Source organism: Stenotrophomonas sp. 93052_Sma (assembly GCF_056481145.1).
The window spans coordinates 68,482-87,739 of record NZ_CM151134.1 but is presented as its reverse complement, the minus strand read 5'-3'; the positions used below and the strand labels follow the sequence as shown (position 1 = coordinate 87,739).

The window sequence follows — 19,258 nt, the reverse complement described above, 5'->3', positions numbered from 1 at the left end:
GGTGGCAGCGGTGACACTGCCGCCACCATCCACGCCTGGAGCCCGACGATGCGCCTCAACCCTCTGGTCCTGCTCGCCATCCTGCCCTTGGCCGCCTGCAGTCACGCCGGCAGCAGCACCACCCACGATCCCGCGCCGGCACCCGTGGCCGATGCTGCGCACGAATGCAGGCCGGAGGCGCTGGAGGCCTTCACCGGCAAGACCGCCGACGAAGCCACGATCAAGAAACTGGTGGCTGACAGCGGCGCGCGGTGCACGGGTAGTCAAACCCGGCATGGCGGTGACCATGGACTTCCGCCAGGACCGCGTGACCGTGCAGGTGGATGCGCAGAACCGCATCGAGCGCGCCAGCTGCGGTTGATCGCCTCAGGGTAGTGCCGGCCGCTGGCCGGCACCCCACATTGCCGGCCAGCGGCCGGCACTACCGCTCAGAGGCGCTCGGCCTTGCCGCTGGCCAGTGCGCGCGCGATCACCTGCTGTGCCTGCTGCGATGCCTGCGCATGCACGCGTGCCTGACGCTCGCCCAACGCGGCCTGTTGGCTGCCCAGTGCCGCCTGTCGGCTGGCCAGTTCAGACTGCTGGCTGGCCAGGCGCTGCATGTCACGGGTCCGGCCGGATTGCGCGGCCTCGCTGCGGGCTTCCTGCATTGCACGACGTGCCTCAGCGGCGGCCTCACGTGCAGCCTCACGTGCAACGGCCATATCGCTGGTCGCACCACGCGCCGCCTTCGCTGCTTCTGCCGCGGCCTCACGGTTGATGTCGTGGGCGGCCATCGCGCTGCGCGCTACCTCAGCGGCGGCCAGCGCAAGGCGGCGTGACTCCTCGCCCTGCAGGCGGCCCATCTCACCCATCTGCCTGCCGAGTTCGCCCTGCTCGCGACCCAGCGCACTCTGCTGGCGGCCCAGTTCGCTCTGCTGGCGACCGAGGTCTGCGGCGCCGCTGTAGGCGCGCTGCAGGGTCTGGATCAGCATCGGGTCGCGCACCACATAGCGCTTGTCGCCCTGGCGGAACCACAGCGCCGGCCCCTTGCCGAGCTGCCTGCGGGCCACCGTTACATCGTCGATGCCGCCATTGGCGAAGGTCGAATCACCATCGACCAGCACGTAGGCCTGCAACGGCGACTTGCCGAGATCCAGGCGCCCGTAGGTGGTGATGGAGGTGGTGTGGGAAGTCGAATGCTCACTGTGCATGTCGGTATCCACATCGACATCCACGTCGACCGCCACATCGGCATCGTCCGGGCCTGACAGCGCCTCGACATCGGCCGGCTCGGCAGGCGGCGCGGGCGCCACCGGCACGGCCGGAACGCGCGCGGCCGAAGGCGCTGCGGGCGGCGCGTTCGGAGCCTTCGGCGGCGGCGGCACCACGGCCTTCGGTGCGGCCGGCGGCGCGGGCGGTGCCGGTGGCACTGGCGCAGCGACCAGCCGCATCGGTGCCACGCCCACCAGCACCACGACGGCGGTCAGTGCCATCGCCAGAATGCGCGGGCAGGCCCGGCGCGGCTGCAGCGAGAGCAGGCGACGCTTGAGGCTGGTGGTGTTCGGCGCGGCGCTGGCCACGCCCAGGTGTGGCTGCGGTGCCACGCCCAGCTGCAACAGCAGGCGGCCATAGGCCTGACGGCTCGCGCCATGCTGGCCAACCACGGCCGCATCCACCGCTTCTTCGCGGGCCTGTGCGTATTCGCGCACCGACAGGCGCAGCAGCGGGTGGAAGAAGAACAGGTGCTGGGCCAGTGCGGGCAGCAGGCCCCACTGCAGGTCACGCCGCTGCAGGTGTTGCAGTTCGTGAGTCAATGCCAGGTCCAGCGCATCACCCTGCAGGGCGTTGTCGCCGGCCGGCAGCAGCAGCACCGGGCGGAACGGCCCGACCAGCTGCGGTGCGTCCACCTGCGTGCTCATCCACAACCGCGGCGCAGGACGCACGCCGTGCGCATCGGAGGCCAGTTGCAGGGCCTGCACCAGCGCTTCGTCCTCGCAGGGATAGGCGGCGGCCAGCAGCGCCCGGCAGCGGCGCCATTCACCAAAGGTGCGCAGGGCCATCAGCAGCACACCGGATGCCCACAGCGCAGCCAGTGCAACGGCCCACAACGCAACTGCCGGCACGTCCGCTGCAGGCACCGGCATCGCCGCCAGCAGCTGTGCCGAGGCTTCCGGTGCCAGCGGGTAGACCAGATCTGCGGCAACGTCGGTGGCGGTCATCGCCACCGCCTGCGGTGCGGGCAACCAGGCCAGCTGCAGCGGCTGGCTCCAGAACAGGCCGAGCACGGCCTGCAGCGATACCAGCCACCACAGGCGGCAGCGGGTGGCCGCCGACAGCGACGGCAGTGCGCGGCACACGCCGTACACCAGGGCCACCAGCAGCACGGTCTGCAGGCTGGTCCAGCCCAGCCGTTCCAACAACGGGATCAGCATCGTGGTGTCCATGGCTCAGCCCTCGTGGCGGCGCGATTGGAGTTCGGCGACCAGCGCTTCCAGCTCGGCCAGCTCGTTGTCGCTGACCTGCTGGCGCTGCGACAGGTAGGCCACGAACGGCGACACCGAGCCCTGCAGGGTGTTGTCGACGAACTGGGCCACTGCACCCTGCAGCACGCTTTCCGGGCCACGCGTGGCCTGGTAGCGGTAGACGCCGTCCTGCTGCTGGCGACGAAGATACCCCTTCGCCCGCAGCCGCTCCATCATCGTCAGCACGGTGGACCGGGCCAGGCCACGGGCCTCGCCGTAGCCACTAGCGACCTCACCGACGCTGGCCGGCGCATGTTCATCGATGTACTGCAGCAGGGCCAGTTCCTGGTCCCCGATCGTCTTGCCACGCATGACACCACTCCCTTGACTACACGTGTCGCCACTTTCATTGTGACGACAACTGTAGTCAACCCCCCGGAAGTCATGGGCCGACGAACGGTAGGGGGGGCGTGCCCCTCAGTACTCCACCCGATACCCGATCGAGAAGGTCCGCCCTGCCGCCGGCAGGCTGGACATCTTCCCGTAGGTCGCCTCGGCCTGCTGGCCATAGACTGTGCGGTAGTCACGATCGGCCAGGTTGTAGATGCCGACACTGAAGCGGCCGCCTGCCAGCGGCAGCTCGCCGATCAGGTCGAACACCGCATAGCCGTGGATCTTCGCCGCCGGGGTAGCGCGGATGCTGGGACTGATCGCTGCGAGTGGTGCATCGCGCCAGGCACGATCGGTCCCGCCCACCACTTGTCCCTGCAAGCGCAGCAGGCTGTCATTGGCGAAGCGCCACTGCCCATGCACACCCGCCTTCAAGGGTGAAACGCGGAACGCATTGAGCTCACGCCAACGTCCGGCAGCATCGCGGTACTGGCCCCGGGTGCTGGCAAGGCTTGCGCCCAGCTCCAGCTGCGCCGTCGGTGTGTAGCGCAGGTTGGCCTCCACGCCCCACACGCGCTCATCGGTGTCGGCCACCGACACGCTGTAGTCGCGGTTGAACTGCACGGTCTTGTCCGAGCGGTTGTAGAACGCGGTCACCGCGCTCTGCAGCGTTGCATCGCTGCGGCGCCAGCCCAGCTCATAGCTGTCGACCTTGATCGGGCCGACGTTGCGGCTGTCGATGACGAAGCTTGCCGGTACATCGCGCAGCATGCGCTGGGTGTCGGGCAGGCTGAAGCCCTGCGAGACGTTGGCGAACAGCTGTTGCGATGCATCCATCCGGTACACCACGCCGGCATTGAACAGGGTCTGCGAGTGGCGCACGCGGCCGCCCCGCAGCAGGTGCGGCTGATACCCGGCAACGGCATCGGCCGTGATCGCTTCGGTGTAGGGAAGCGAGTCTTCTACGCGGTTGCGCAGGATCTGGTGGCGCACGCCGGCCTGCACGCTGAAGCGCTCACTCAGCGAATGGTCGGCCTGCAGGAACAGGCCGGTGGTATCCACGCGCACGTCCGGCCCCATCGCGTACTGCGCGGTGGGCTGGTAATCGAGACCGTTGCTGGCGATGAAGCGGTTGATGTCATACATCTGCCCGCGCTGGCTGTCCTGCTCGCGCTCGTGGTCCACGCCGTACGACAGCTGCAGGCTGCGGCCCGCCACGTCGAAACCCTTGTGCAGCGCTGTGCGCAGGCCCCACACATCGATATCGGTATTGGACTGCATCGCCACATAGGCGAAGCCACCGCGCAGTGCCGGGTGCACCAGCGTCGACACCGACGGGAACCAGCGCCCCTGCTCGTTGCGGTAATAGGCTTCCACGCTCAGTTCCTGCCCGCCCAGTACATCGCGGTTGCGGTACTGCGCATTCACTCCCTGGTGCCGGGTACGTGGCTGCGCCTCCAGCTGCAGGCCGGGCAGCGCCTGGTGGCTGGGCGTGAATGCTGGGGTGAACAGCGCAGCCAGGCGCGGGCCATAGTCGGGGCCATGATCACTGTCCTGCTGATCGTCGAACCAGCGCACGCCCACGCTCAACTGCTGGCTGTCCGTCGGGGTCCAGTCGAAGCGCGCATTGAGTTCGCGGGTCTCGGTGTCCTGCCGATCAGTCTGCGCGATCTCCGGGCCGATACGGCGGCCATGCGCATCCAGCGATGCGCCCTGCCGGCCATAGGCGATGCCGAACGCGCCACTGAACTGATCGCCGCGCACGGTCATGGTCTGCGCGGCGTTCCAGGCCAGCGTGTCATTGGACAGATGCGAGGGACTGCGCAGGCCGAACTGGCTGGCCAGCTGCACCGGCTGCTCACCGGGCTGCAGGGTGATGATGTTGATGATGCCGCCACTGGCACCGGCGCCATACAGCGCGGTGGCGCCGGAGATCACCTCGATGCGCTCGATCATGGTCGGCGAGATGCTGTTGAGCTGGCGCGACCCATCGCGTGCGCCGGTCAATGGCACGCCATCGATCATCACCTGCACGCTGCGGCCACGCATGGTCATGCCGTAGTTGCTGGTGGTCCCGCTGGCCGGCGCCAGCGACGGCACCAACTGGCCGAGGATGTCGGCGGTGCTGCGCCCGGCGGTGATCTGCTGGGCAATCTGCTCGCGCTCGATGGCATACACGGTGCCGGCGATCTCGGCCACGCTGCGTGCGCCTCGCACGGCGGTGACACTCACCGCATCCAGTTGCCGGGTGCCAGCCGTAGCGGACGTATTCTGCGCCGCCAGCTGGCCACTGATGGCCAACGCCAGCATCGCCAGCGGAAGGGTTGCTGCGGTATGCCGCATGGTGTCCTCGTTGCGTATCAGGGGGAGTTCGTGGGTGCTGCGAAGCGGCGCATCAGCGGCCGGCACAGCAGCAACCCGAGCGCCGAAACTGCCGCCAGCGCGATGTAGTAGATGGGGTAGCCCAGGCCCTTGGCGAGGAAGCCAGACAACGCGCCGCCGATGAAATTGACCAGCAGCTCGAAGCACACCAGCAGGGTGAAGTCAGTGCCGGCCTGGGCACGCGAACTGACCCGCATGAACAGGGCATACAGGCTGGTCATCGCCACATAGCGCAGCGCCAGCAGCGCGATCACCAGCGCGCCCAGGCCCCACCGTGACGTCGCCATCGCACCGCTGTAAAGCATCAACGCCAGCAGTACATAGAACACGGTGCGCCACCAGCCAGCGTGCATCAGCAACTGCTCGGCCCGGCGCTGCTTGAGCAGCCAGGCGGTGCCCACCGCAGCCAGCATGCCGGTACCGGCACCGCCCACCGAGATCAGCAATCCGATCTCGGTCAGGCTGAACTGCTGGTCGACCAGCAGCGGGTTGATCATCGCCATGGCCGGCGCTTCCACCAGCCGGTACAGCACGATCAGCAGCAGCGCCCAGCGCAGTTCGCGGCGACGCAGCGCACGCAGGATGCTCGGCCGCGGCGCGTCGGGCCTGGCCGGCGTTTCGTTGATCTGCTGCACTGCCAGCAGGGTCAGTGCGCTCATTGCCGCCAGGCTCAGCAGGGCCACGCTCCAGCCGCGGGTTTCATACAGCCACAGCACGCCGGCGCCACCGATCATGCTGCCCAAGGCCACGCCCACGCTCTGCGCCATGCTGCCCAGCCGGTGCTCGGCCGGCGCCAGCGCCTCCACGGTATAGCCGTCGATGGCGATGTCCTGGGTGGCGGCAATGGTCGAGATCCACATGCCGACCAGCACGAATACGACCAGGCCATGATCCAGGCCGGTGAACGCCAGCACCAGGATGCCTGCCAGCAGCAACAGCTGGGTCAGCCACAGCCAGCTGCGGCGGCGGCCGAGGGCGGGCAGGTGCCAGCGGTCGACCAGTGGTGCCCACAGGAACTTCAGCGCCCACGGCAGGTAAAGCAGCGACAACATGCCGATCCAGCGCAGATCCACGCCCTGGCTGCGCAGGATTGCCGGTACCGCCACGTTGTAGAAATACAGGGGCAAGGCATGCGCCATGTACAGCGCGACGATCACCCCCAGGCCGAACGGCGATGCGGCGGCGCGCTCAGTGCGCATCGGCCTGCTCCAGGTGCTCGCCAATCCAGCGCATCCCCGCGCCGGCATCGGCGGTGACGAAGTACGGCACGGCCCAGGCCGCATGCAGCGCCGGAGTGTCCAGCCGCTGCTGCTCGGCGGCATCGCTGGCGATGCGCACCAGGCCCCGGCAGTACTGCCGGAAGGCGGCCTTGTACTGCTTGTACCAGACCGCCTGCAGGGCACGGTAATCGTCGCAGAAGGTGGCACCGGGCGCGGTGCTGGCAACGAAGTAGAAGGGGCGGTGGGCATCGATCAGCGCCTGCACGCGGTCCAGCCAGTACCGGATCTGGTGCGCATCCACCGCGCCATGGAAGACGGCACGCAGCACCACCGCCTCGTTGATCACCAGACCCATCGCCATCGACCTTCTTGCTGAACAGGGGAAAGGGGCGGCGAGCCCCGCAAATGAGAATAATTTGCAATACCATTGAAAGTTTAGGCGCGACGAAAGAAAATTTAGGCACGACAGCATTCGCGGGTGCCTTGCATGCAGGTCTATTCCTGCGCCGAACTGATGAGCGCCGCCCACGCGCTGGGTGGCCGGGTCGACTTTGAATCGGGCCTCCCCGATGCGCTGCCGGTGCTGGCCGGCTGGCAGCAGGTGCAGTCGATGGACAGCGGCCTGGTGCTCTACCTCAGCCGCAGCCAGGACATGGTCGGCGGCCGCAGCCAGAACTGCCTGCCTGCGGGTCTCACCGCCAGTTTCCTGCTGCAGGGGCAGGCCGAAGTGGTCATCGCCAACCAGCGCCTGCAGATGGACAGCCGCCGGGCCGGGAGCCCGGCGATGCTGGTCCACCTTCGTGAGGAGGAAGCGTTCCAGCGCCATTGGCAGGCGGGTCGTGAGGAAACCAAGGTCAGCCTGCACCTCGGCCGGGACTGGTTGTCGCGCCAGCTCGATGGCATTGCATCGGCCGGACTCACCCGCCTGCGACTGAGCCACGCACGCAACCAGGCGTGGCAACCGCCTGCGCCACTGCTGCGGCGGGCCGCAGCGTTGTTCGGGGCGGAAACGGCGGAGCCGCCTCTGCTGGCCAGCCTGCAACGCGAGAGCTTTGCGCTGGAAGTGGCGGCCAGCGTAGTTCGATCCGTGATCGCCGAACGCGAGGCGCCTGCCCCCAGCGCACATCTGCGGCGTTGCGTGGACCAGTTGCAACAGTGGCTGCAGAGCGGCGAGGCCGATGGCCTGACCATCAACCAGATGGCGCGCAGGCTGGGTACCAACGCCGTCGACCTGCAAAGCACCTTCCAGCAGCTGCACGGCAGCAGCATCGCCGCCTGGCTGCGTGCACTGCGCCTGCAACGGGCGCACGATGCCCTGCTGCAACGACGGGTGTCAGTGGACGTGGCGGCCAGCCTCGCCGGCTATGCCCATACCAGCAGCTTCAGTGCCGCATTCAAGCGACAGTTCGGAAGGTCTCCTTCCCGGATCCGCTAGCCGCAGCAGGCACGTCCCGCGCACACAACCAGTACCTGCCTCGCAGCGCAGGTACTGCTTAAACCTTTTGCGCACCCGCTGCATCCGATCCTCGACGCCCCGCCGGAATCCCGCATGTTCCGCCCAACGCTTCGAGTCGTGCTCATGCTCATCACTGCCCTGCCCTTCGCCGCCATCTCCGCCAGCCAGGACCAGGCCAACGACCAGACCCGCCGCCTGATCCGCCAGATCATGCTGGAGCAGCGCATTCCCGGGCTGCAGGTCGCGGTGGTCAAGGACGGGCAGATCGTGTTGTCCGAGGCCTACGGCCTGGCCAATGTCGAGAACGGTGTGCTTGCCTCGCGCGACACCCGCTTTCCGCTCAATTCGGCCACCAAGGCGTTCACCGGCGTGGCCATCGCGCAGTTGGCACAGCAGGGGCGATTGGATCTGGATGCCCCAGCATCGCGCTATCTGGATGATCTTCCGGCCACCTGGCAGGACGTGCGTGTGCGCCAGCTGCTGGCACATACCTCGGGACTGCCCGACATCCTCGATGCGAGCGGGCTGCTGGGTGGTGGTACCGAAGCCCAAGCGTGGGCGGCGGTCACCGCGCTGCCGATGGAGGCGGCCTCCGGCCAGCGCTTCGCATACAACCAGACCAACTACGTGCTGCTGGCGCGGATCATCGCGCAGCAATCGGGCATGTCCTATGAACGATTCCTCGCCACCGGCCAGTTCAGCAGCGCGCGCATGGCGCGCACCACCTTTGGCGACAGCTACGATCTGATTCCGCAGATGGCAACGATGTACAGCCTGGCCCCGCGTGCAACCGACGCAGCCGATGCACCGCCGCGCCTGTCGCATTGGTTCTACGACATTCCGCCTTCACTGTGGGCCGGTGGTGGCATCCTCACCACCGCCGATGACACCGCACGCTGGCTGGTCGCGCTGACCGACGGGCGCCTGCTTCAGGATGCACCTCGGAAGAGGATGTGGACCGCAGAGCGCCTCACCGATGGCCGTGCCGGCCCATGGGCGGGCGGCTGGCCGGTGCTGCGTGCATCGCCCGACCTTCAGGTGGCCGGTATCGGCGGTGCGCGCTCGGCCTTCGTGGTCTATCCCGACCGCGACGTCGCGGTGGTGGTGCTGACCAATCTGGTCGGCGCCAATCCACAGCAGTTCATTCCGCGCATTGCCGATTTCTATGCGCGCGCGGCCTCAACGCCCGCTCACGAACGGGTCGCCCTTGCACGGCAGCAACGGGCTGTCATCGCAGGGCCATAGCGCGGCGGGTACGGTCCTGGCCACTTCGAAGTGATCCTGGTTCCAGCGCAGGAAACCGCCGTGGATGGCATTGCCATGGTCGAAGCTGCGCGCATCGGCGGCCAGTGGCTGTTCGGGGTCTGCTTCGGCCACCCAGCGCAGCACCGGCACCTTGTCCAGCGCCCCGATGAAGGCGAACAGATCACCCGCGCCCTTGTCCTGGTAAGCCGTCATGGTCGCCGCGTCGGGCAGCTCGGCCTGCGCCAGCAACAACGCGGTGACATCCTGCAGCGGTGCGGCTCCCTGTGCGATGTAGGCGCGCATGCCCGTGGTGGTTGCCGGGCAGTCCTGCAGCTGCACCAGATACCCGGTGGTACCGCCACGGCCGGAGAACGACCGCATCCAGTAGCGGAAGCGCGGCCCGCTGCGATCGGTGACCATGAAATCCTGCTGGCCATCCTGCGCGGGAGTGGAAAGCACCTGCACCTTGCTGGCGCCCTCCACGTTGCACTTCAACTGCGCCAGCACCTGCCTGGCAGGTTCGGGTAGCGCAGCGTAGCGACCGCCGGGATGGGCGCTGCCGGAGGCATCTGGCAGTGCGGGCAATCCTCGATCAGTGGGCAGGGTCTGCGCAGGCAAGGTCTCCGGTTTCGCCGACGAGCTGGCGGTGGGTGCTACCGGCGCGACGCGCTCTCCAGCGGGCGCGCAGGCGCTGCAGGCCAGCAACAGCATCAACGAAACGCTCGGCATCAGGTGTGATCGGATCATCGCTCAACGCCCTCCCATCGCCGGCGCTTCCTGCAGGTGTGCAGGCGCGGGTGTGGGTGCCGCCTGTTCGCGCGATTGCTGCTGCAGCTGGCGCAGGCTGGATTCCACCGAAGTTTCGCGCACCTCGGCTGCATTGACCCCTGCGCGCAGCGCCGCAGGATCGCCCGGACTGCCCTGCACAAGGAACAGCGTCTCACCGGCTGCACGACCCGCGCTGGGGTTGCTGGCCACGATCTGGTCGACATGGGTGATGCCTGCGGCCTTCGCTTCGCGCAGCATCACCAAGCTGTAGGCATCGGCATGCTCGGCGTAGCGTCCGCCCAACGCCTGCAGGCGCGTACTGATCTGCTGCTGCAGGGCATGGTCGCGATGCTGGGGCTGGCGGGGGTCGTCATTGGCAGCAAGCGGGGCGTCCTGCCCCAGCTCACGCGCCTGCCCCGGTGCGACCGAGGTCAGCACGTACTGCCAGCGGTTCTGCCCGGGCGTGCCGCGCACCGTCGCCACGAAGTCGTCGTACTCGCCGCCACCGATGGTCTGGCAACCTGCCGAATCGGTGTTTGCCCGGCTGCCGCGGTGGATCTTGAAGGTGTCGTTGAGGTCCTGCACGCCCTGGGTATCGCGCGCGTCGAACCAGCCATCGCCATTGCTGTCCCGCTCCACCCGGCCGGCACCGGCGGTTACCGCGTCCTGCGAGGGACGCAGCGCGAACTCATCGGCGTGGCCGTGGCGCGGGTGGGTGGTCGCGCGCATTTCGGTGGTGCCTTCGCCCAGTCGCCCCAGATCCTTGACCCGGTCGCCATTGACGTCCTCGCCCTCGGTCTTGGTACGCGGTGCCACGTTGCCGAAGCCCGGGCTGCGCGGCGTGGTCTTGGCATGGCCGTCGTACTGCGCGGTCGGCTCGGTCGTGGCCTGGTTGAACTCGCGCACATGGCCTTGGCCCTGCGCATCCTTCCACAGCACCACGATGCGGTCGTCGTAGACACCACGCCCGCGCGCCTCCGTGGTGCGGTTCTCGTCGCGCAGCCCCAGCACCACGCGGTCCTGCGTCGCCATTGCTTCGTTCGCTGCCGTGTTGCCGCGCTGGGCCACGATGCTGCCGTAGACGTCGTACTGCTGGGCCTGGCTCAAGCCCGCGGTCTCTGCCGCCTCGGGCATCCGCGGTGGGCGCGTCGCCTCACCCAGGCGATCCAGCATCGGGTTCACTGTGGCCGCATCTGCTGCGGCAACACCACCATTCCGGCGCAACGCCTCAAGCTCGGTGGCGGCACGCGCCGAGATGTAGCGATCCAGCGATTCCTGCACCACAACACTCTGGCCGTCGTGCAGGGCCTCCAGGCGGGCGGCGGCACCGCGCACGTCGTTCTGCCGCAACAGGGCGACGACTTCGTTGGCCGCCGCATTGATATCCATCTCGGGCATGGTCGGTCCTTGAACGTGATCGGTTGGGAGTCAGCCTACCCCAGCTGCCCGACGGAGCTTTTGACACAGCGCACACCCCAGCACCTGCCCCATTCAGGCGGCACATGCCGCGCCCGGCCTCACCCCCGCGGCCCGCCCATCACCGGCAGGATCACCCCGCTGATGTAGCTGGCACAGACCGGCGAGGCCAGGAATACATAGGCCGGCGACAGTTCTTCAGGCTGTGCGGGCCGCCCCATGTCGCTGTCCTTGCCGAACTCCGCCACGTCCTCCGCCGGCTTGTCGGCCGGGTTCAGCGGCGTCCACACCGGTCCCGGCGCCACGCAGTTGACCCGGATGCCACGTGGTAGCAATTGGCTCGCCAGCGATTTGGTGAACGCATGGATCGCGCCCTTGGTGGCCGAGTAATCGATCAGCGCCTTGCTGCCGAAGATTCCCGTTTCCGATCCTGTATTGATGATGCTGGCACCCTCGCCCAGATGCTGCAGTACCGCGCGCCATCTGTATGTAACCGCCGATGTTGGTCTGCAGGGTTTCCTGCAGATGCGCGTCTTCCAGGTCTTCCAGCCGCTCGCAATGCAGCTGGAACGCGGCATTGTTGACCAGGATGTCGATGCCGCCGAACGCCTTGGCCACCTGCTTGACCGCCTTGTTGCAGAAGCGCGGATCGCGCACGTCGCCGGCGATCACCACGCAGCGGCCGCCTTCGCGCTCCACGTGCTGGCGGGTGATGTCCGCGTCCTCGGCCTCGTCCAGGTGCAGTACCGCCACATCGGCGCCTTCGCGTGCGAACAGCACCGCCACTGCACGGCCAATGCCGGAATCACCACCGGTGACGATCGCACGCATGCCCTGCAGCTTGCCGCTGCCGGTGTAGTCCGGTGCAAGGAAACGCGGCGCCAGCTCCAGTTCGTGTTCGTGCCCTGGCTTGGCCAGCTGCTGCGCCGGCATCGCCTCCGGCTGACGGCGTGCGCCTGCCTGGGTCGCGGTCTTCTTTGTCGCCTTCTTTGCCGCGCGCACATCCTTGGACTTTTCCTGGTCCTGCAGGCGCCGCTGCCGGGCCGCAACGCGCGCTGCCCGCGGATCGCTGGCGGCCGCCTTGCGGGTTGCGGTCTTCACCACCCGTGGGCGATCGGGGTCGGCGACGGTCTTGGTTGCGGTGCTGCCTTTGCGCACCTTCGGCGATGCCTTGCGGCGGGCGGGGGTCTTCTTGGCGGTGGCCATGCAGGTCTCCTCGGGGGGAATGGGGTTGCCGGCCAGCTGCCGGCGCTACCACGGGCGGCATCCGCCGCGCCTGCAGTGTCTCCACCTATGCTGTTGGCGGCAGTGAGCGCACCGTGTCCACGATGTGCACGGTATTCATTCCGCCACCACGTGCGACGTCGCACGCTGCACGCAACCACACAAGGAACGCCACCATGAAACATGCCATCGCCACCACCGCCGTCTGCTTCGCCCTCGCCGCCTGCAGCAGCACACCGATGGCCCAGGTGCAGCCGATCGACGGCGTGATTTCCGGGCAGTGCCACAGCGACATGGTGCGCGGCGCACTTGGCCTGGCCGCTTCGGATGCCACCGTGGCCCGCGCACGCGTGGACAGCGACAGCCTGCATGTGCGGGTGCTGCGCCATGACGGTCCGCGGGTACCGCCGGCCAGCGAAGGCGGCGACCGCCTGACCATCGAAAAGGGCCGCACCAACAACATCACCGCGATCTACTGCGGCTGAGCCTGCGCGCCCTGCGCAGCACGCGCAGGGTGGCCTGCTCCCACTGGCGCGGCCCACGCAGGCCGGCCAGCTTCGCCAGTTCACCGCGCTCCCAGCCGGCGAACACGCACGGGTCGATGTAGGCCTTGCGGCACACCGCCGGAGTGTTGCCCAGCAGCGATGCCACTTCGCACACCACCGCGCGCTGCGCCTGCGCCAGCGCGCTGACTGGCCGGTTCCGGCAGTTCGGTGGCGGCAAACGCCTGCACCGCCGCCACCGTGCCACCCCAGGTGCGGAAATCCTTGGCAGTGAAGTCCTCGCCCATCACCTCGCGCAGGTAGTCGTTCACCGCGCCGGAATCCACCGGCTGCAGCGCACCGTCGTCATCGCGGTACTGGAACAGCGCCTGCCCCGGCAGCTGCTGCAGGCGCCGCACCAGCAGTCCCAGCTTGCGGTCGCCCACGGTCACCTCCTGCAGCTGCCCGGACTTGCCGCGGAAGCGCATGCGCACCCGGCCGCCGCGCAGCAGCTCCAGATGGCGGTTGCGCAGCGTGGTCAGTCCGAACGAACGGTTCTGTTGTGCATAGGTTTCATTGCCGACCCGCACCAGGGTGTCCGCCAACAGCGCCACCACCATGGCCAGCACCTTTTCCTGCGGAAACCCAGGTCGCTTGAGATCCCGCGACAACCGCCGCCGCAGCGTGGGCAAGGCCTCGCCAAAGGCGATGATGCGGTCGAACTTGCCGGCGTCGCGCTCCCTGGCCCAGTCGGCGTGGTAGCGGTACTGCTTGCGTCCGCGTGCATCGCGGCCGGTGGCCTGCAGGTGGCCGTTGGCGTGGGCGCAGATCCATACGGCGGTATACGCCGGCGGAATCGCCAGCGCCCGGATGCGTTGCAGGGTGGTGGCGTCGCGTATCGCGTGGCCATCGGCATCGCGGTAGCTGAAACCCTTGCCGGCGCGGCGCCGGCTGATGCCCGGCTGGGTGTCATCGACATAGCGCAGGCCGGCCGCGCGCGCGGCCTGTCGTTCGGGGGTGGAGGGGGTTGGCATGTCGGTAGTGTCGCCGTCGCCATGCCGCGATCCTGTCGATAACACAAGACAAACACGTGAGGGCCGGTTCGCCGCTATGCTCGGGTCTTCACAACCCCTTCCGGAGTCATGATGTCGTTCCCGATTCGCGCCCGTTCGCTCTCCGCCCTGTTGCTGCCGGCCGTGCTGGCGCTGACCGCCTGCCAGGCACCGGCGCTGGATGAACAGGATTCGGCCACGGCCCACGCCCAGCAGGCCGCCGAAGCCGCCAAGGCGCCAGCCGACGAAGCCGGCAAGGCCACCGAGGCTCCGCCGGTCGGCACCTGCGATGCCAGCCAGGTGCAGAGCCTGGTCGGCCAGACCTACACCGACGCGCTGGGCAAGCAGGCGCAGGAAGATGCCGGCGCCAACCAGGTGCGCGTGCTCAAGCCCAACGACGTGGCCACGATGGAGTTCCTCGGCGACCGCCTGAACATCGAAGTGGACGCCAAGGGCGCCGTCAGCGGCGCGCGCTGCGGCTGAGTCCGGCCCCGCGCCGGCACTGGGTTGCCGGCGCGTTCTGTTGCACCTGCAACCGTGTATTGCGGCGTTGCAGCAACCTGTGATCTAGTCGAGGCATCCGGTGGCCTCACGATGCGCTCCAGGGATTGAGCGGGCTTGAGTGTCCCCGTTCAATTCATTCCGCATCGAGGTAGAGATGGCCCCCCGCAACCGCCAAGGGCTTTACGACCCGCGCTCCGAGCGCGATGCCTGTGGATTTGGCATGGTCGCCCAGCTCGACGATCAACCATCGCGCCTGTTGGTTGATACCGCCATCGCCGCGCTTTCGCGCATGACCCACCGTGGCGGTGTCGCCGCCGATGGCCTGACCGGCGATGGCTGCGGCCTGCTGCTGCGCCGCCCCGATGCGTTCCTGAAACTGCTGGCCAGCGAAGCCGGCATCGCGGTCTCCGCACGCTTCGCCGCCGGCCTGGTGTTCCTGCCGCACGACGCCGACGCGGCGCAGGCCTGCCGCGCGCAGCTGCAGGCGCAGGTGGAAGCGGTGGGCTGCAAGGTCGCCGGCTGGCGCGAGGTGCCCACCGATGACAGCGTCTGCGGCCAGCTGGCGCGCGACACGTTGCCGCGCATCGAGCAGGTGTTCGTCGACGCCGGCATCGGCCAGGACGATGCCGGCTTCGCGCTGGCGCTGTTCCTGGCCCGTCGCCGCAGCGAACAGCAGCTGCGCGAACACGCCGACTTCTACGTCACCACCCTCACCCCGGATGCGATCAGCTACAAGGGCATGGTGCTGCCGGACAAGCTCAGCCGCTTCTTCCCGGACCTGCAGCGCCGCGAGCTGGCCTCCAGCGCGATCGTGTTCCACCAGCGCTTCTCCACCAACACGCTGCCGCGCTGGCCGCTGGCGCACCCGTTCCGCATGCTCGCCCACAACGGCGAGATCAACACCATTGAAGGCAACCGGCGTTGGGCGCAGGCGCGCAGCAAGGTGTGGAAGACACCGCGCTTCGATATCGGTGAATTCGACCCCGTCATCTCCATGCACGGCTCTGACTCGCAGAGCCTGGACAACATGCTGGAGCTGATGGTGGCCGGTGGCATGGAGCTGATCCAGGCGCTGCGCATCCTGGTGCCGCCGGCCACCCAGTCGCTGGAATTCAAGGATCCGGACCTGGCCGCCTTCTACGAGTTCCATGGGCTCAACAGCGAGCCGTGGGATGGCCCGGCCGGCATCGTCGCCTGCGACAGCCGCTACGCCGTATGTACCCTCGACCGCAACGGCCTGCGCCCGGCGCGCTGGATGCTGACCGCCGACCGCCACTTCCTGGTCGCCTCCGAAGCGGGTGTGTGGGAAGTGCCGACCGAGCGCGTGGTGCGCAAGGGCAAGCTCGGCCCGGGCGAGATGATCGCCATCGACCTCAAGCGCGGCGACCTGCTCGACTCCGATGCGGTGGATCGCATCAACCGCGGTCGCGCGCCGTACAAGCAATGGCTGCAGCAGGGCGTGACCTACCTGCAGACCGAACTGATCGACCCGTCGCTGGTGGAGGAACCCTTCGACGAAGGCACCCTGCGCAGCTACCACAAGCTCTACCAGCTCAGCAGCGAGGAAGTGGAACAGGTGCTGCGGCCGCTGGCCGAGACCGAACAGGAAGCCACCGGTTCGATGGGCGACGACACGCCGATGGCGGTGCTGAGCCAGCGCAGCCGTCCACTGTACGACTATTTCCGCCAGGCCTTCGCGCAGGTCACCAACCCGCCGATCGACCCGCTGCGCGAAGACTGCGCGATGTCGCTGTCCACCCAGCTCGGCAAGGAGACCAACATCTTCCATGCCGGCCCGGAGACGGTGAACCACGTCATCCTCAACTCGCCGGTACTGAGCCAGCGCAAGCTGCGCCAGCTGCTGAAGATGGACCAGTACGTGCAGGCCAACCGCCTGCTCGACCTGTCCTACAGCGAAGACGAGGGCCTGCGCGCCGGCATCGAGCGTATCTGTGCCGAGGCCGAACAGGCCGCGCGCGAGGGTATGGTGATGCTGCTGCTGTCCGACCGCTACCCGGTGGCCGGACGTCCAATGGTGCATGCCCTGCTGGCTACCAGTGCCGTCCACCACCACCTGTCGCGGCTGGGCCTGCGTTGCGACGTGAACCTGATCGTCGAAACCGGCACCGCACGCGATCCGCACCACATGGCCTGCCTGCTGGGCTTCGGCGCTACCGCGGTGTACCCGTACCTGGCCTACCAGACCCTGTTCGACCTGGGCCGACGCGGCATCCTCAAGCTCAGCAAGGGCGGTGAGCAGTCGCAGATCGGCCGCCGCTACCGCAAGGGCGTCTACAAGGGCCTGTCGAAGATCATCTCGAAGATGGGCATCTGTACCGTGGCCAGCTACCGCGGCGCGCAGCTGTTCGAGATCATCGGCCTGGAACCGGAAGTCGTGGACCTGTGCTTCCCGGATACCGCTTCGCGCATCGGCGGTGCCGGTTTCGCGCGCCTGGATGCCGACGCACGCGAGCTGTGCGCGCAGGCCTGGGATGCGCAGCAGGACGTGGATGTCGGCGGCCTGCTGAAGTACGTGCACGGCGGCGAGTACCACATGTACAACCCGGACGTGGTGACCACCCTGCAGCGCGCGGCGCGCAGCGGCGATCCGCGTGCCTGGCAGCAGTACTGCGATGCCGTGCACGCGCGTCCGCCGTCGGCACTGCGCGACCTGCTGCAGCTGGTGCCGGCCGCTGCGCCGACACCACTCGATGACGTGGCGCCGGCCAGCGAACTGTTCCCGCGCTTCGATACCGCGGCGATCAGCCTGGGTGCACTGTCACCTGAGGCACACGAGGCGCTGGCGATTGCGATGAACCGCCTCGGTGGTCGCAGCAATTCCGGCGAAGGCGGCGAAGATCCCGCACGCTATGGCACCGCCAAGCGCAGCAAGATCAAGCAGGTGGCCTCGGGCCGCTTCGGCGTCACCGCCGAATACCTGGTCAATGCCGAAGTGCTGCAGATCAAGGTCGCGCAGGGCGCCAAGCCCGGCGAAGGCGGCCAGCTGCCTGGGCACAAGGTCAACGAGCTGATCGCGCGGCTGCGCTACGCGCGTCCAGGCATCGGCCTGATCTCGCCGCCGCCGCACCATGACATCTATTCGATCGAAGACCTGGCGCAGCTGATCTACGACCTCAAGCAGGTCAACCCGACCGCGCTGGTGTCGGTGAAGCTGGTCAGCCATGCCGGCGTCGGCACGATTGCCGCCGGCGTGGTCAAGGCCGGTGCGGACCTGATCACCATTTCCGGCCATGACGGCGGCACCGGCGCCTCGCCGGTCAGCTCGATCCGCTATGCCGGCGTACCGTGGGAACTGGGCGTGGCCGAAGCGCACCAGGCGCTGCTGGCCAACGACCTGCGCGGGCGCACCCTGCTGCAGACCGACGGCGGCCTGAAGACCGGTCTGGACGTGGTCAAGGCCGCGCTGCTGGGTGCGGACAGTTTCGGCTTCGGCACCGCGCCGATGATCGTGCTGGGCTGCAAGTACCTGCGCATCTGCCACCTCAACAACTGCGCCACCGGCGTGGCCACCCAGGACAAGCGCCTGCGCGAGAACCACTTCACCGGCCAGCCCGAGCGCGTAGAGAATTTCTTCCGCCTGCTGGCCGAGGAAGTGCGTGGCTGGCTGTCGTACCTGGGTGTGCGTTCGCTGGAAGAAATCGTAGGCCGCACCGACCTGCTGCGGCAGATCGAGGCGGCGCCGCGCGACGGCGTGCGCGTGGACCTGTCACGCCTGCTGGCCGACAGCCGCTATGAGGGCAGCCACTGTGCCGCGCAGCGCCTGTACGAATCGCCGGACAGCCTGGCCACGCAGATGGACGGCCTGCTGGCCCCGGCCATCGAACACAAGCGCGGTGGCGAACACCGCTTCCTGATCCACAACACCGACCGCAGCATCGGCACCCGCCTGGCCGGTGCGGTGGCGCGCACACGGCAACCAGGGCATGGCCGAGGCGCCGCTGGAACTGCGTTTCCGCGGCAGTGCCGGGCAGAGCTTCGGCGCGTTCAACGTCGGTGGCCTGCACCTGGAAGTGGAAGGCGAAGCCAACGACTACGTCGGCAAGGGCATGGCTGGCGGCCGCCTGGTGGTGCGTCCGCCGCGCGGCGCCCGCTTCGAGGCACGCAGCACCGCGATCATCGGCAACACCTGCCTGTACGGTGCCACCGGCGGTGAACTGTTCGCTGCCGGTCGTGCCGGCGAACGTTTCGCCGTGCGCAATTCCGGCGCGCTGGCGGTGGTGGAAGGCGCCGGTGACCACTGCTGCGAGTACATGACTGATGGCGTGGTGCTGGTACTGGGCAAGGTCGGCCTGAACTTCGGTGCGGGTTTCACCGGCGGGCTGGCCTACGTGCTGGACGTCGACCGCGATTTCGTCGACCGCTACAACCACGAACTGATCGACATCCATCGCGTCTCCGCCGAAGGCTTCGAGAACTACCGCCAGCACCTGCACCGCCTGATCGGCCGCCATCGCGAGCTGACCGGCAGCATCTGGGCGCAGCAGATCCTGGACGAGTTCCGCGACTACATCGGCAAGTTCTGGCTGGTCAAACCGAAGGCCGCCAGCATCGAGTCACTGACCGAAACCCTGCGACGCGCCGCGTAACGGTAGTGCCGGCCGCTGGCCGGCATCCCAGGATCACGTAGTGCCGGCCGCTGGCCGGCAACGTTCCCCCC

At 68.1% G+C, this 19,258-nt stretch carries 11 protein-coding genes and 4 pseudogenes; 6 read left to right on the top strand and 9 right to left on the bottom strand.

Features of this window, described 5'->3' with window-relative positions; all coding sequences use genetic code 11:
- Positions 1 to 48: 48 nt before the first annotated feature.
- Positions 49 to 361: pseudogene (locus tag ACZK2V_RS00380) on the top strand (I78 family peptidase inhibitor).
- A gap of 67 nt (positions 362 to 428) precedes the next feature.
- Here the strand turns inward: ACZK2V_RS00380 and ACZK2V_RS00375 are convergent.
- The 5 genes from ACZK2V_RS00375 to ACZK2V_RS00355 all read right to left on the bottom strand — a co-directional run bounded on the left by ACZK2V_RS00375 (position 429) and on the right by ACZK2V_RS00355 (position 6,794).
- Complete coding sequence (locus tag ACZK2V_RS00375; RefSeq protein ID WP_486322883.1) at positions 429 to 2,423, bottom strand: M56 family metallopeptidase; 1,995 nt, start codon at positions 2,421 to 2,423, stop codon at positions 429 to 431.
- Positions 2,424 to 2,426: 3 nt separating this feature from the next.
- Entirely contained in the window at positions 2,427 to 2,813 is a 387-nt protein-coding gene (locus tag ACZK2V_RS00370) for a BlaI/MecI/CopY family transcriptional regulator (RefSeq protein ID WP_004133922.1), read from the bottom strand.
- 105 nt (positions 2,814 to 2,918) lie between these two features.
- Complete coding sequence (locus tag ACZK2V_RS00365; protein WP_486322882.1) at positions 2,919 to 5,174, bottom strand: TonB-dependent receptor; 2,256 nt, start codon at positions 5,172 to 5,174, stop codon at positions 2,919 to 2,921.
- 17 nt (positions 5,175 to 5,191) lie between these two features.
- Entirely contained in the window at positions 5,192 to 6,412 is a 1,221-nt protein-coding gene (locus ACZK2V_RS00360; protein WP_486322881.1) for an MFS transporter, read from the bottom strand.
- Complete coding sequence (locus ACZK2V_RS00355; protein ID WP_223224697.1) at positions 6,402 to 6,794, bottom strand: hypothetical protein; 393 nt, start codon at positions 6,792 to 6,794, stop codon at positions 6,402 to 6,404. The genes ACZK2V_RS00360 and ACZK2V_RS00355 overlap by 11 nt, the downstream gene beginning before the upstream one ends.
- Positions 6,795 to 6,920: 126 nt before the next feature.
- Here ACZK2V_RS00355 and ACZK2V_RS00350 point away from each other — a divergent pair, with 126 nt between their 5' ends.
- Positions 6,921 to 7,868 carry a helix-turn-helix transcriptional regulator gene (locus ACZK2V_RS00350; protein ID WP_458073782.1) on the top strand — a complete coding sequence of 316 codons (948 nt, stop codon included), beginning with the start codon at positions 6,921 to 6,923 and terminating at the stop codon, positions 7,866 to 7,868.
- Between the two features lie 144 nt (positions 7,869 to 8,012).
- Positions 8,013 to 9,134, top strand: coding sequence for a serine hydrolase domain-containing protein (locus tag ACZK2V_RS00345; RefSeq protein ID WP_180844760.1), 1,122 nt, complete (start codon positions 8,013 to 8,015; stop codon positions 9,132 to 9,134).
- On the opposite strand, the gene ACZK2V_RS00340 is transcribed toward ACZK2V_RS00345, so the two are convergent.
- The 3 genes and pseudogenes from ACZK2V_RS00340 to ACZK2V_RS00330 form a co-directional block, all read right to left on the bottom strand.
- Positions 9,069 to 9,881 carry a hypothetical protein gene (locus ACZK2V_RS00340; protein ID WP_180844759.1) on the bottom strand — a complete coding sequence of 271 codons (813 nt, stop codon included), beginning with the start codon at positions 9,879 to 9,881 and terminating at the stop codon, positions 9,069 to 9,071. The genes ACZK2V_RS00345 and ACZK2V_RS00340 overlap by 66 nt on opposite strands.
- Positions 9,882 to 9,884: 3 nt before the next feature.
- Entirely contained in the window at positions 9,885 to 11,300 is a 1,416-nt protein-coding gene (locus tag ACZK2V_RS00335; protein ID WP_180844758.1) for an XVIPCD domain-containing protein, read from the bottom strand.
- A 119-nt stretch (positions 11,301 to 11,419) separates the two neighbouring features.
- A pseudogene (locus ACZK2V_RS00330) lies at positions 11,420 to 12,524 on the bottom strand (SDR family oxidoreductase).
- 194 nt (positions 12,525 to 12,718) lie between these two features.
- Here ACZK2V_RS00330 and ACZK2V_RS00325 point away from each other — a divergent pair.
- Entirely contained in the window at positions 12,719 to 13,027 is a 309-nt protein-coding gene (locus ACZK2V_RS00325) for a hypothetical protein (protein ID WP_004153470.1), read from the top strand.
- Here ACZK2V_RS00325 and ACZK2V_RS00320 read toward each other — a convergent pair.
- Positions 13,005 to 14,058, bottom strand: a pseudogene (locus ACZK2V_RS00320) (DNA topoisomerase IB). The gene ACZK2V_RS00325 and the pseudogene ACZK2V_RS00320 overlap by 23 nt on opposite strands.
- A 111-nt stretch (positions 14,059 to 14,169) precedes the next feature.
- Here ACZK2V_RS00320 and ACZK2V_RS00315 point away from each other — a divergent pair.
- Positions 14,170 to 14,559 (top strand): I78 family peptidase inhibitor, encoded by a 390-nt coding sequence (locus tag ACZK2V_RS00315; RefSeq protein WP_004133799.1) that lies wholly within the window; start codon positions 14,170 to 14,172, stop codon positions 14,557 to 14,559.
- A gap of 175 nt (positions 14,560 to 14,734) precedes the next feature.
- Positions 14,735 to 19,187, top strand: a pseudogene (gene gltB / locus ACZK2V_RS00310) (glutamate synthase large subunit).
- Positions 19,188 to 19,258 lie beyond the last annotated feature (71 nt).